At 46.5% G+C, this 14,216-nt stretch carries 12 protein-coding genes and 1 riboswitch; of the genes, 7 read left to right on the forward strand and 5 right to left on the reverse strand.

Going from position 1 to position 14,216, the window contains the following annotated elements; translation table 11 throughout:
• Nucleotides 1–2: 2 nt before the first annotated feature.
• On the reverse strand, nt 3–1,658 hold the full coding sequence (locus FW758_RS04245) for an MFS transporter (protein ID WP_446444719.1): 1,656 nt from the start codon (nt 1,656–1,658) through the stop codon (nt 3–5).
• 537 nt (nt 1,659–2,195) lie between these two features.
• On the opposite strand from FW758_RS04245, the gene FW758_RS04250 reads away from it, so the two are divergent.
• From FW758_RS04250 to FW758_RS04260, 3 genes are all read left to right on the forward strand, one after another.
• On the forward strand, nt 2,196–2,489 hold the full coding sequence (locus FW758_RS04250) for a YciI family protein (protein ID WP_106650621.1): 294 nt from the start codon (nt 2,196–2,198) through the stop codon (nt 2,487–2,489).
• Nucleotides 2,490–2,624: 135 nt separating this feature from the next.
• Nucleotides 2,625–3,494 (forward strand): alpha/beta fold hydrolase, encoded by an 870-nt coding sequence (locus FW758_RS04255; RefSeq protein WP_446444720.1) that lies wholly within the window; start codon nt 2,625–2,627, stop codon nt 3,492–3,494.
• 213 nt (nt 3,495–3,707) lie between these two features.
• Nucleotides 3,708–4,715, forward strand: a complete 1,008-nt coding sequence (locus FW758_RS04260; RefSeq protein WP_446444721.1) for a class I SAM-dependent rRNA methyltransferase — start codon at nt 3,708–3,710, stop codon at nt 4,713–4,715.
• A gap of 85 nt (nt 4,716–4,800) precedes the next feature.
• On the opposite strand, the gene FW758_RS04265 is transcribed toward FW758_RS04260, so the two are convergent.
• The 3 genes from FW758_RS04265 to FW758_RS04275 form a co-directional block, all read right to left on the reverse strand.
• A complete protein-coding gene (locus tag FW758_RS04265; RefSeq protein ID WP_107947705.1) occupies nt 4,801–5,250 on the reverse strand; it encodes a carboxymuconolactone decarboxylase family protein in 450 nt (149 codons plus the stop codon).
• Between the two features lie 37 nt (nt 5,251–5,287).
• A complete protein-coding gene (locus FW758_RS04270; protein ID WP_259579442.1) occupies nt 5,288–6,208 on the reverse strand; it encodes a helix-turn-helix domain-containing protein in 921 nt (306 codons plus the stop codon).
• A gap of 373 nt (nt 6,209–6,581) precedes the next feature.
• Nucleotides 6,582–8,714: a glycoside hydrolase family 97 protein gene (locus FW758_RS04275; protein ID WP_446444722.1), complete on the reverse strand. Its 2,133-nt coding sequence runs from the start codon at nt 8,712–8,714 to the stop codon at nt 6,582–6,584.
• A 267-nt stretch (nt 8,715–8,981) separates the two neighbouring features.
• Here FW758_RS04275 and FW758_RS04280 point away from each other — a divergent pair, with 267 nt between their 5' ends.
• The 3 genes from FW758_RS04280 (at nt 8,982) to FW758_RS04290 (ending at nt 11,354) form a co-directional block, all read left to right on the forward strand.
• A complete protein-coding gene (locus tag FW758_RS04280) occupies nt 8,982–9,800 on the forward strand; it encodes a tRNA (adenine(22)-N(1))-methyltransferase TrmK (RefSeq protein WP_446444723.1) in 819 nt (272 codons plus the stop codon).
• 266 nt (nt 9,801–10,066) lie between these two features.
• A complete protein-coding gene (locus FW758_RS04285) occupies nt 10,067–10,597 on the forward strand; it encodes an NUDIX hydrolase (protein ID WP_446444724.1) in 531 nt (176 codons plus the stop codon).
• 193 nt (nt 10,598–10,790) lie between these two features.
• The gene (locus FW758_RS04290) at nt 10,791–11,354 is read left to right on the forward strand and encodes a tRNA-uridine aminocarboxypropyltransferase (RefSeq protein WP_446444725.1); all 564 of its coding nucleotides are present in this window, start codon (nt 10,791–10,793) and stop codon (nt 11,352–11,354) included.
• A gap of 117 nt (nt 11,355–11,471) precedes the next feature.
• Here the strand turns inward: FW758_RS04290 and trhA are convergent, their stop codons facing one another.
• The gene (gene trhA, locus FW758_RS04295) at nt 11,472–12,155 is read right to left on the reverse strand and encodes a PAQR family membrane homeostasis protein TrhA (protein WP_259565337.1); all 684 of its coding nucleotides are present in this window, start codon (nt 12,153–12,155) and stop codon (nt 11,472–11,474) included.
• A gap of 506 nt (nt 12,156–12,661) precedes the next feature.
• On the opposite strand from trhA, the gene FW758_RS04300 reads away from it, so the two are divergent.
• Nucleotides 12,662–13,834 (forward strand): hypothetical protein, encoded by a 1,173-nt coding sequence (locus tag FW758_RS04300; protein WP_446444726.1) that lies wholly within the window; start codon nt 12,662–12,664, stop codon nt 13,832–13,834.
• Between the two features lie 167 nt (nt 13,835–14,001).
• A riboswitch (TPP riboswitch) is annotated at nt 14,002–14,100 on the forward strand.
• Nucleotides 14,101–14,216 lie beyond the last annotated feature (116 nt).

Here is a 14,216-nt window from a genome sequence, read left to right on the forward strand (position 1 = left end):
TATCAATTAACTTTGTTTACGGCTTTTGCGCTTAAGGGCGTGTTGCCATTCAGGCCAGCACTTTGCTCATTTTGAACCACAATTTCTTGCTCAACAAAAAGCACGGCAATACCAGCGCACATCATCAAGACGCCTCCCGTGATCAGTGCATAAATAGGTTGACCATCGAACAAACCATTGAGTATTAAACCCAGCACACTGGCGGCAAGAAGCTGCGGGATCACGATGAAGAAGTTAAAAATCCCCATGTAAACGCCCATTTTCTGCGGGGGTAACATGCCCGACAACATGGCGTAGGGCACAGATAAAATGGACGCCCACGCAATACCGACACCTATCATCGGCAGCCATAACAGGCTTGGGTCTTTAATAAAAAAGAAACTAATCAAGCCTATACCGCCACAGAACATATTGACTGTGTGGGTTAGCTTGATGCCGATACGCTTAGCCAGCATAGGAATAAAAATCGCGGCAATGGCGGCAAAGCCATTGTAGGAGGCGAACAGCACGCCGACCCAATCTGCGCCGTCGTTGTAGGCCTTAGACAACACATCGCTGCTGCCAAAATGGTAGGACGTCACGGCAGACGTGGTGTAAATCCACATGGCAAACAGCGCGAACCAAGAGAAAAACTGCACAATCGCCAGTTGATGCATGGCTTTGGGCATATGGAATAAGTCATCGACCACGCTAAATACCATGCCGAGCTTATGGCGTTCAGCGGGTTGCGAATTGCCTAAACGCAGCGCGCAATACAGTTGCAATGGACCAAAGGCGAAAATCCCTAAGCTTAAGATATACAGTTGCTTGTCTAAATCCTGCGCCCAAATAGCGAAGGTGAGCAGGGCACCGAGCCCCATCCACACGAAGGACGCAAATTGATATTTTTTTGCGCTGCGGATACGGGATAAGGTTTCATCCTCAGCATCGATTTGTTTAGCATTAAAGGCGGCTAATTCTTCGGGAGAATATTCCCTTGTCGATACGACAGTCCAAGTGACCGCGAGCAATAACACTGTGCCACCGAAATAGAAGGCATAACGCACTGAGTCGGCAATCTCACCCGCTGGTGCGGTATTAGCGACATTAAAAAAGTGAGTCAAAATATAGGGTAAAGCTGACGCTACCACAGCGCCAATGCCGATGAAAAAGCTTTGCATAGCATAGCCTTGGGTACGCTGGCTTTTCGGTAAATTATCACCGACGAAGGCGCGAAACGGCTCCATGGCGATATTGATCGAAGCATCCATGATCCACAACATGCCCGCGGCAATCCACAGGGTAGGCGAGTGCGGCATGATAAAAATGGCGAGGGTAGTAAAAATCGCACCAATCAAAAAATAAGGGCGGCGGCGGCCAAGGCGTCCCCAGGTCTTATCACTCAAATAACCAATAATAGGTTGAACCAACAAACCCGTTAGCGGCGCGGCAATCCACAGAATGGGGATTTCATCGATAGAGGCGCCTAAGGTTTGAAAAATGCGGCTAACGTTGGCATTTTGCAGGGCAAAACCAAATTGAATGCCTAAAAAGCCGAAGCACATATTAAAAATTTGCCAGAAATTCAGCTCAGGTTGTTGCTTGAATGAATGCGGCGCCTGAGGCACGACAGCTTGATGGCTATCTTGTTGATTCGCCTGTTGATGATTCGAAGACATTGAACTTCCTTTCTGTTGCCGGCAGTATGTCTGCCTTGAGTGCTTATTGTTTTAATTGTTTTGCCGAGCAATGGATGGTTTCGCGCTTGCTATGAATGCGTCTGCTCTGTGAAAAAATGGCGAATATACCTCTCCCTCAGAAGCATATTCGCCGATAAATTCATTTCACATTTGGACTTAACAGCTTAATTAAAACGAGTCAGTCCAAAAGAATGGCTCAAAGCCAGTCAGCAGAAAGAACTTAAGCCTGATAGCAATCCTTGTATATAACCCTATCAGAAACGACCTCACACATCTCAAACCCCACAAGCAGAGGGCGAAACGAGCGGATTTATAGTAGCCTTGCCTTGGTTTTAGGTACAACCGCTTACATACGTATTCATCATGGGTTGATAACCACACGTAAACAGAGGTGCAACCTGCTGTTGACTGTTTTAACTTTGCTGGAGGCTAAGTTCATTTGACACTTTAGGACCGCACTATATAGTCAGCAGGGGGCGAACCCTATGCCCCAAACTTGTGAATAAGAGGATACCTATGTTTGTTGTTTCGCTCACCTATAAAAAAACGATTGCCGAAGTGGAGTTACATTTAGCCGCGCACATTGCCTACCTTGATGAGAATTATGCTACAGGGACTTTTATTGCCTCGGGTCGCAAGGTGCCTCGAACCGGCGGCGTTATCCTCGCTAAGGCTGATAGTCGTGCGGCGCTAGAGGCTATTTTGCAGCAAGATCCGTTCTGCATTGCCGATGTTGCCGAGTTTGAGGTGATAGAGTTTGTGCCAACTAAAACCGCGCCCGGATTAGAGTCGTTAATTGAAGTGATTTAATGACTTTTTCAGGTCGTTGTAGAGACTGATATCGACAGCTAGATTTCGTAGCTTGAGCGTAAGGTGCTTAGTGGCTGAGATTGGTGCGATTGAATCCGTTGAACTAGAAAATTGGGACGCGATAAGTAGGATTTAATGGTTCAAATTTGGACTGAATTACAACAGGCCAAGGTTTTTAAAACCTTTTCTGATACTGGTGAAAGCGTACATTTCTACCATGCCAATGGTTTTGCATTAGGTGTTTATGCGCCCTTATTGGCCAAGTTGCAGCAAGCGTTTAGCCTTAATGCACTCGAGTTAAGGCCGACATGGCCCGATGCTGGTTTGCCGCCAAAGCGCCGAGATTGGCAGCTCTATACCGATGATTTGATCTTGCATATTGAGCGGCATTGCAGTGCGCCAATTGTCGGAATGGGTCATTCGATGGGAGCAACCAGTACCATTCTTGCCGCTAACAAAAGACCCGATTTGTTTAAAGCCCTGATACTTATTGAACCTGCAATGGTGTCGCGCCCTATCGCTTGGTTTGCCAAGTTAATGCCTAAATCATTAATGAATTTGACCGCGCCCGCCAAAAACACCTTAAAGAAGCGCGATGCGTGGGAAAGTCGTGAGCATTTCCTTGAATATTGCAAAATGAGTAAGTTATACAAACGCTTTGATGATGAGGCGTTTGCCGCCTTAGCCCAATTCGGGGTTTATCAACACAATGATGGCCAATTCACGTTGAAGTTTCCTAAACGGTGGGAAGCGCATAATTACACCCAGCCGCCGAATGTATTATCGATATTGCGGCAGATAAAGCTTCCCTGCGTCGCTATCCGAGGGAAACCGTCAGTGTTCTTTTCTGAAGCGACTTGGCAGCGTTGGCAACAACTCACGCCAAACACAGTGTTTTTAGAAGATCAGCGATATGGGCATCTGTTGCCGTTAGAAGATCCCTCTGCCTGCTTAAGCCTTATCCATCAAGGACTCAGTGAATTGAATCGCAAACGGGAGGCATAGGTGAGTTTGAGCATGCATTGAGCCGTAACGACTAAAGCTAAAAAGTGAATGAACCCAATCAAGCTAGGTCGTTGTCCTAGTATGCACTTTTTAAAGCCTGTTTTTCGCACTGGCAGGGTGAATTTATCCGATATTCTGAGTGCTAGTTTGCTATCATGCCGTTTTCCTTATTGAAACCTTACGCAGGTTTCCGCTGCGCGAGTCCCGCTTTTTATGTCTATTCAAACGCTGTTATCGACGGCTCTGGCGAAACGCCATGATTTTTTACAACAAGCAGAACAGGATCAAACCGATTGTTTTCGGGTGTTCCATGGCACAGTCGAAGGCGTGAGTGGCTTGAATGTCGACCGTTACGGCGATACTTGGCTAGTGCAGAGTTTTCATCAGACCTTAACCGATGAAGAGTTGAGCGATATTAGCGCCGTTTTGCTGCAACAGACCGATTTGCCGATTGTGTATAACGACCGTTCATTAGGCAATTCCCGCGTATTGAATGCGTTATCACCGGCACTGACAGAGATCGCGAGTTCTGAGCGAGTCATGCAGGAAAATGGCATCAAGTTCAGCACTAAACTGCGTCACGAAGGACAAGATCCGCTGTTATTCCTCGATATGCGCATTGGCCGCGAATATGTGCGGGCAAACAGCCAAGATAAAACCGTGCTGAATTTATTTTCTTACACCTGCGGCATTGGTACAGCGGCCGCCATCGGCGGCGCGACTCGGGTGATGAACGTCGATTTTTCTTCCTTTGCTTTAGCCACGGGCAAGGCGAATGCGGCGTTAAATCAGGTGTCCAATGTGTGTGAGTTTGTGCAGAGTGATGCGTTTCCGGCATTGCGCCAATTGGCTGGTTTAAGTGTGGGAGGGCGCCGTAATCAAAAATTACCGAGCTACCCCAAATTGCCGCAAACCCAGTTTGATCTCGTGTTCCTCGATCCACCGCGTTATGCCAAGAGTGCTTTCGGTATTGTCGATTTGATCAATGATTATCAAGGTTTGTTCAAGCCCGCATTAATGGCGACCAAAGTCGGCGGCACTATCGTTTGCTGCAACAATGTGGCGAAAGTTGATCGCCAAGCTTGGTTTGACAGTTTAGTACGCTGCGTTGAAAAACAAGGCCGCACAGTCACAGCGCACACTTGGCTCGATCCCCATGAAGATTTCCCTTCGTTCGATGACAATCATCCACTTAAAATTGTCGCGCTGACCTTAAGTTAACGACATAGCGATATGAACGGTATAGTGATACCAACAAACAGGGCACCCGATGTGGTGCCCTGTTTATTTGTCCATTTATGTGCCGCTAGATGGGTTGCAGGTGGAAGGCAATTGCGACGCGGTTCCAGCCATTAATGGCAATGATTAAGCTGGTGAGGTCGACAATTTCTTTCTCGGAATAATGCTCTGCAAGCGCCGCATACTGACTGTCATGCACGGGCGCAGTGGCAACTTGGGTTAAGATTTCTGTCCAGAGCAGCGCTGCACGTTCCCGTTCATTAAAGAGTCCATCGACCTCCTGCCAAGCGGCAAGTAAATCTAAACGCAGCTGTTCTTCACCGTCGCTTCTGGCTTCTTCTGCGTGCATTCGCTGACAAAACGCGCAGCCATTGAGTTGCGATGCTCTGAGCTTGACTAAATGCACCAGTAATGGCGAAAAGTGGGAGTCGCCGGCTGCTTTGTCTAAGCTTAACAGTGCGTTGGCGAGTGCGGGTTGTAGCTGATAAATTTGCTGGCGTGGTATACGTTCTGACATAAAAGCCTCCTATAAGCTGAGGCTTCAATCTAAGCGGTTAGCGCGACGTAGGATTGGAGATTTGCGACATTTTACGCTTTTTATATTGCCCAGGAGTTTGCTGTGTCACCCGCACAAAGTGTTGATGTAGATGGGCTTGATCGTAAAATCCGCAATCGAATGCAACCTGCACTAGGCTGAGGTTAGGTGATTGGCTGAGTAGATTGCGGGCGACTTTGACTCTGTTCAACTGCAGTAACTGCGCTGGCGACAATCCGGTTTCTTGTTTAAATCTTCGTTCAAACTGGCGGCGACTTAGGGGCAGTTGTCCGTAGAAATCCTCTAAACTGGCTTGAGTTTGAATAAGCTTTAGCAAACTCGCCTGCACTAAGCCAACCATAGTGCTTTTATGTCGAGATAAGGCCACATCAAATTGGCGCTGGTTGAGTTGCAATAGCCAATGCTCAAGTAGGGCGATGCGTCGGGCTGGTTGATTGGTTTGCGCCAGTTGTGATAGCAGGTGATCCAATCCTGTTAGCTGCAATTGCGTCACATCAATAGCTGTCACTGATGTCGTAGACTTAATATCTTGCAGTTCAATGCCGAGTAAATGAAACGCGCCGCCGGGGTGAAAGCGAACTATCAGCAGCTCGATTCCTGGCAAAAAGGCGTGGGAATGTCGGCTTTGACCGCAATGAAACAACACTTTGGGTTCATCGCTGCTTATCGTTTGAGTTAGCGATTGTGTTGGCGTTGGGAAATAGAAATGCAGGCTAGTGCCGCCGTCCGGATAAAATGTCTGCTCAATGCCCTGCGGTAAATCGGTCGCTACGCGCAAATGAAAGTAGCGCTGCACCCAAGGGCGAAGTGGCGCTAAGGGTTTAAAATGCGTAAAGCCTAAGTGTGCGAGTTCCGTCTCAAAACGCTTAAAGCTGCGCATTTCTAATAAGTCGGCCGTGTACCGCAAGATAAGCACCATGAGGCAAGGAAAAGAATGTCAGATTAATCTAACTGAGGCATTTTTGCACCTGTGTTGATTGTACGCATTTGCCTTGGGCTGAATTGAACAGTCTGTGGTGTTGGCTAGTTTGCGGGGGGATTTAAAGCCTGTGTATTCGGTTCATACCGATTTGTCGGCCTATTGGGCACCAACTGAAATCTACGCCAACATCAGCTAAGACGCTTCGAGGAGGATTAACTTTTACGTTTTGTATTGGGATAAACAGGTGCTATCTGGCAATAAAAAGTCACCAAGGACAAGGTACATCCTTGGTGACTTTCTGTTTTTTACTCTGTATTTTCACACTCGCTTAAGCAATTAAGTTAGCGCGCTGAACTGAACACGATGAAATCTAAAGTGCTTTAAAGCGTATTGCCGTACCGCCACTGCTGGCAAGTACGAGGTTGAGGCTATCTTTAGCGCTCACTTCTTTAGTCTCAATCACATAATCATAGGGATTGGTTTTCCAATCGGCGTTTGCGCCATCGCGGTAAATCTGCGCTTGATAACGTTTCTTGGGATCGAGGAAATCCAGTTTGACCGTGACCTTGCGCGCGGTTTCATCCGTGAGTGCACCTAAGTACCAATCACCTTGATCCTTCGCTTGGCGGGCAAAGACCACATAGTCGCCGACTTCACCGGCAAGCGCGACACTCTGATACCAATCTGTGGGCACATCGCGGATAAATTGGAAGGCATCTAAGTGCTTTTCATAATTGCGCGGCAGATCCGCTGCCATTTGGATTGGGCTATAGAGCACAACGTACAAGGCGAGCTGTTTGGTCAAGGTGGTTTGCACACGGTTTTGTGCATCCAACCCCTTAGGTGCTAAGTCAAAAATCCCCGGGGTAAAGTCCATTGGGCCAGCGAGCATACGGGTGAACGGTAACATGGCCGTATGTTCAGGGCTATTTGGTGGGCTACCCCAGGCATTGTACTCTTGGCCGCGGGCACCTTCGCGGGAGATCCAGTTTGGATAGGTTCGGCGCAGACCCGTGTCTTTGATTGGCTCGTGGCTATTGATGCTGATATGGTGTTTCGCAGCCTCTGTGACGCTGTGCAGATACTCGCCCACCATAAACTGGCCGTCGTGCCACTCGTGACGGGTAATGCCTTTGTCATCGATACGCTTGATTTGGCCACCATCAGCGACATAGCCCGTCTTGACTTGGGTCACACCGTGCTTCTCATACAGGGCAAAGGCATCAGCCATTTGATCGCGATAATGGGTGACTGATCCTGCTGTCTCGTGGTGGCCGATTAAACGCACCCCTTTTTTCGCCCCGTAGGCTGTGATGGCGGGCAGATCGAAATCGGCATAGGCCTTAGTAAAGCTAAATTGATCGCCATTATGGAACCAATCGCCGTCCCAACCTTCATTCCAACCTTCTACCAATACACCATCAAACTGATATTTAGCGGCGAAATCCATATAGCGTTCGGTTTCGCTGGTGGTGGCGCCGTGGGTTGGGCCCGAACCCCAAGTATTTTCATTTAAGTGCATTCCCCACCAAATACCGACGTATTTCCCGGGTTTTACCCAAGTAACATCGCCGAGTTTATTGGGCTCATTGAGGTTCAGGATAAGGTGTGAGTTGAGCAAACCAGTCGCGTTGTCGGCAATTTGAATGGTGCGCCACGGCGTATAAAAGCCTACTTGAGTTTTGACGCGAATGCCATCGGACCAAGGCGTGAGATCGGCCTTAAGCTTGCCATCGCGCTGCTGATCTAAGGTCATGGCGGCAAAGTCCACCAAAGCGGCCTCGTGAATACTTAAGTGCGTAACGTTCGCGAGTTTAAAGGTGAAGGGCGTGTGGACTCTATCGACTTCATTCAGCGCTGTGGTGCGATACAAATATTCGTAGCGATTCCAACCGCGGGCAGGGATCCACCAAGCGGTGGCTTTATCGGCTTGGCCGACATTGAACTCGGTTAACTCGTCTGTGATTGAGAGCGGAGAATTAGCGGGAAGAGCGGCTTGATCGGCTAAGTGATAGCGAAGGCCAATACCATCGTCAAAGGCTTTAAACTCGACTTCGAGTTGCACCTTGCCGTTGCTTAATACTGCGGTCAGTTGATTGTGCTGATCGCGGATCCATTCCTGCTCGCCCCAAGGTTGTTGCCACTTGTCATCGGCACTTTTTTTCTCGCTGCTGTTAATCTGCAATCCTTGACCGAGTTCACCAAGGGATTGAAAAACTAAGCCTAAGCGGCTCGGTTCTATGACTGTCTTGCCGTGAAAATCGATTTTATATTCGGGGCGGCCAGTATCGTCACTCAAGCTGATTTGAATGTGTTGGTTGGGTGAGCTGACGGTAACGGTTTTGGCAAATACGTTGGCACTAAAGAGACTCGTAACCGCAAGAGCGATAAGTGTAGGGCACAATAGCGCTTGCGATCGCTTTTGGCGCGATGAGCTCTGGCGAGCGTGACTCTTTGTTAAGTGACGGCCAGTAAACTGAATAGGGTTGGTCTTGATGAACATTCCTTGATCCTTGTTTTTATAATGAATGTGACTCACAGCATACTAGTGGCGATGGCTTTTTAACCGCAACGGCCTGCATACGTATTCACCACATTAAGGCGTGACGTAACAGAAGTGACGAGAAGTATTGCGAGGGCACGAACAAAAGATGTGGTTTGCTTTTGACTCGGGTAATATGCGCGCTTTCTTTTTGCTTAAAAATGCAATTTAGCGTGGGATTTACAGTGGGATTTATAGTATTTTGAGCCGCAGCAGTAAGGTCAAACCGTGAAAATTAGCCAACGTTTACAACAGATAAACAGCATGATCAGTGGTCATTACGATCATATTTGGGATTGCTGCTGCGATCATGGTTTGCTCGGTATGCTGTTGTTAGAAAGAAGCGCTGCCCACCAAGTGCACTTTGTCGATTGTGTCCCTTCGCTGATGCAGGCGCTTGAACTGCGGTTGCAGCGTTTCTTTCCCGCAGAGATATCAGGCCTTAATCCCAATATGGCGCCACACTCAGATCCAGACTTAAACCCAGACATAGACCCAGACATAGACCTACAGTCAAACCCAGAACCAAACTCAAACTTATATCGTCATACTCAGTGGCAAGTGCATTGTCTCGATGTCGCGGCTTTACCGCTCGGGCAAACCAGTGTCCAAGATAAACAGTTGATTATTATCGCTGGTGTGGGTGGTGAATTGCTGGTGGACTTAGTGCGGGCAATCTTAGTTCAACACCCACAGCGGCACCTCGAATTTATTTTGTGTCCCGTGCATCATAATTATTATGTCAGGCAATCACTCACTGCCTTAGGGTTAGGGCTGAAGTCGGAACACTTATTGGAAGAGAATCAACGTTTCTACGAAATCCTCCATGTCAGTACAATCGCGGCTCCAAATGGTCTGCCTATCACTGCTACGGGTTCGTTAATGTGGCAGACGTTAGATGAAACAAGTTTGCCGCGAGCGCAGCGTTATCTGTCGCAGGTGATTGGTCATTACCAACGCATGCCCACGCATAAGCAAATACCAGAGATTATTGATGCCTATCAGCAGCAATTGGCCCTGCTCTTGAGTGAACATGGGGGAGCATAAGTGAGTTTGAGTCTTTTTACTGCTTGGGAATTACGCTGAGAACCTAAGAAGAACAGCTAAGATGAGAATCAGGCGAAAGAGATAACGTTAATATCATGGGCAAATCGATTTTAGCTTAAGCCGTTAATAATCAAGAGTCTAATCGCTAAAATCTATTAATCACTCGTACGGGATGAGTGTGATTATTGCCTCTGCTACAGTTTTTGATCTGCATTTGGCACATTTTCGTTTATGCTGCGACTCCTTTTCGGCAAATGGCTACGACTATGCGTTTATTGAGAACCACCCAAGATCCAGCGGTTAACCTACAGACGGCACGCGTTTTTTATCGCAGAGCTGCCCGCGCGATTGTGTTATCGGGTGAAGACATTTTGCTGCTGTATACTCAAAAATACCGCGACTACAGCTTACCCGGCGGCGGAATTGACGACGGCGAGAGCCTCGAAGATGGGCTGATCCGCGAGCTACAGGAAGAAACCGGCGCTCTAGACATTCAAGTGTTAGCCCCCTTTGGTCGTTACGAAGAGTTTCGGCCTTGGTACCGTGAAGGGGCGAACGTAGTGCACATGGAGTCATTCTGTTATGTGTGCCGTATTGACACCGCACTGGGCGAGCGTGGTTTAAGTGAGACTCGATTAGAAGCCCATGAGATAAAAAATGGGATGCGGCCTGAATGGCTCAATATTCATCAAGCTATCGCCCATAATGAAGATATTCAGCGCAATCATCCCCATAAAGGCCAATCAATAGAGCGTGAAACTTTTCTGCTAAAAAAGATAGCGTTGGAATGTTTGTAAGTTTTATTACTTTAAAATCAAGTATTTAATATATGATTTTATTTCACACATAACTGAGTAAGCAGGGTTTGGTTGGCGACTGAACGTCGTTATTTCAACGTGCTCTTTCAAGCTGATACAGCTTCGAGCCTGTTCCTAACATCGCTAGATGTTTAATGTTATTTCTCATTCTTTTGCCGCAGCAAGGAAGGCAATGCAGATTATTTTATTGACCCACGAACGCGAGTTAACCCGCAAAACAAATACTGGCCAACTTGCGTTAGCCGCATTCCCTGAAGAGGTGAAAAGCATCGTCTGGTCGAGAACGGCACCTGATAAAGATTTAGTGGCAATGCTCGCATCCCAGCAGGCTAAACTGTTGTTTCCAGCAAGTGATACTGAGCCCGCTGAGCCCATTGATCATAATGCCTTAGATACGGATTTAGCTGAGCCAGTGCTCTCGAATGCACAAATGTTGTTAGCGGCAGCGCAATCTACAGTCATAGCAGCACAGCGAATGCCTAACCAAGTAGTGATTTTAGATGCAACCTGGCAGGAGGCGCGTAAGATGCTCCGCCAGAGCCCCTATCTTAAAACGGCTGCACGAGTCAGTTTGCCGCCACTTATGCCTGAATCCGCCTTTATATTGCGGCGTAATCAGCAAGAAGGAGGCTTGTGCACTGCAGAGTGCATTATTGCGCTTTGGCGCCAGTGTGGCAGAGCAGAACAAGCGACGCTATTAGCGTCGCTGTTTACTGAATTGAATAGCCGTGCTTGATTGCGATGTTCGAGAGAGAGTTCAAGGAAGTGCTTGAATAGATAATTAACGACTTTTAGCTTTGACTCACAGATAAATCACCATCTGTTAAGTCATAGTCATTTAAATTATAGCCATTTAAATAACAGTCAGATAAATACACAGAAAGTGACTCATGGCACCGCCAAGCACAAACAAATGCCAAATGGCATGGTTAAATGGAATACGTTTTCCAACATAAAATACAACGCCTAAGGTGTAAAATAACCCACCTAAGATCAATAGATTAAACCCCAGTTCCGACATTGCCGCCGTTAAATCGCCCATCACAGTGACACATAGCCAACCCATGGCGAGATACAAGACTAAGCTTAACTTTTTGAATTTGTGAATAAATAGCGTCTTAAATAGGATCCCACCAATCGCAAGCGACCAAATCGCTGTTAAAATCACTATCGATTGCGTCCCCTGTAGGCTTATCAGCATCAAAGGTGTGTAAGTTCCTGCAATCAAGCAGTAAATTGCGCAGTGATCGGCGATCTTAAGTTTATGTTTCCAGCCTGAATGGCTAACGCTGTGGTATAAGGTCGAGCATAGAAAAAGCACTATGATGCTCGCACCATAAATGGCAACGCCTGTTAGTTGAATTGGCGTTAGATGATCTTGCCCTTTGAGTAACATCAGTACCAATGCCACTATGCCTGCGATGACGCCTAAGCCATGGGATACGCTATTAGCGATTTCTTCTTTAATACTATACGGCCCAGACTTAGCAGGGATGTTAGCTGGGTTTTGTTGTTCGATAACACTTTGACTCGACATGGTAGATACACACTCGCAAACGATAATGACTGAGTCTATCAGTTAGGAAAATAAATCACCATATTTAAGCGTACGCTTGTAAGCTTAAATTGGTGGCTGGCTTCTATTGTATTCACCTTTTATCTTTTTAAAGCCGTCTTGTATTCCCGTCAGCGTATCGCATTGATGATGTTATCCGCTTAAAGACGTAAGAGTTAACAAGCATTTGCCCTTCAATTTAGCGCGATTGTGATCCCAATTCACAGCCTTATTTGCCTAAACCGACAAGTGTCTAATTAAGCATTGGCGTTAGCACTGCGCTTGTAACGTGTTGCTTTCGCGTTGAACTTTACCCTGTTTGCCTCCTCTAATCAGCGTTGAGCACTCGCAAGTAAATACAATCATTGGATAATTTGCTTTCAATATTCAGCAACCCGATATTGGATTGATATTGAATTAGAGTGCAATGGTTCCACGTTTAGCATCATCGAAATCAATTGAGACTACACAAAACCTAAGGATGGATTTTGCCTTTTCAACGTCAACCCAAAGCCGCGCCTTTATTGACAGTATCTCCTACAGCAATTGCGATTGAAGATGATGCTGATAGTGATTTGCCTATTTCGGTCACATCGTCATCGGTCACATCGCCAGAATGCGAGACTTTTATTGCATTTGATGATCACCTCAGTGATCAGGGTGATGCTTTGGCATCTGAGTCTAAATTAGAATCCCAATTTGAACTGTCTTGTACGTTACAAACCCATGCTCAGGCATTGGGGGCGGGATCCGTTTTGCGTGCTCGTCAGCAGTATTTCAAAGGATTAAGTCTGTTATTTTTTGTGTTCTTAGTACATGTGTGTTTATTTTTACTTATCTGCATTTTGTGGCGCCCACAGTTAAATCCCTTTGGATTAACAGAAACAGAAAGCCGGGGCCCTAAAGTGGCGGCGCTTAAAGCTTACTTTATTTATGCTCCCGCGGTAGAGAAGGCTGAAAGCGCTGCACTAGAAACAGAGAGCAAGGCCGAGGATAAGACTGAAGCGGAAAGTTCTGTTACGCCTACAACTCAAGTTAAGCCTCTGCCAATATTTGAAAAGGTCGTGCCTGAAAAAGTAGAGCAGGAAAAAGTGAACCCAGATACGGTTAAACCCGATATCACTCAATTGAGCCAATCTCAATCAAGTGCCCAAAGTGAAGTACAGCCCGCGGAAGCGACGGCAAAAAAGCCAACAAATATGTTTGATGCCACAGAAATTAAGACGCAGCTTGGCGCTCAGAGTTCGCCTGCAGCAGAAGGTGAGAGCTCAATAGCAACAAGCTCAAGTATGAGTTTATTCACCCAGCACTATTTTGAACGTCAGCGCGAGCAAGCGCTCGATGATCTCGTCATTGAACAGGCCGATAAATTCACCCGGAAATCGAATATGAGTGAAATGAGCCCTGAGATGGAAGTGTTATTTGTCCCTAACGCCGATGATTTCGGTGGCACAACGAGTCTAGATTTACCCTTAGATCCAAATCGTATTGTGCGTAAAGGGGATACTTGTTATCGCGTGGTACAATTGGGGACTCAAGTCAATCCTTACGCCGAAAATTTAGGCTTCCCATTTGACTGCAGTGGCAAAAAAATCAATCAAGCTATTGATGATGCCATTCAATCTCGATTAAATAAAATGATGCTCAAACCCCATAAATAGTGACTTTCTTTTATGATCTATTTTCATGCTAATTATAACTTTTTTAGTTTAATTTTATTTAATTATTTAAAAACAATGAATTATGAATCTTTATTTTGGATTGGTATTTAAGGTTTTTAATTACTTTTTTCCTTGTTTGTTGCTGCCGCTTCTGTCTATACTGCGCACTCATCTTGTCGGAGTGCCTCTTGGCTGAGACCGTTTATTCGGGATCCGTTGAACCTGATCAGGTTAAAACCTGCGAAGGAAACAAGCGTAATAACACACATTAAATCGCCAAAATAGACGGCTTGAATACCTGTTAACTCAGCAGTGTTTTAAGCCTTAATGTTTAGATTTAATTGTTATTGAGCAGGGTAACTCAATTTTTGAAGCCAGTGTT

The organism is Shewanella sp. 1180_01 (assembly GCF_052850535.1).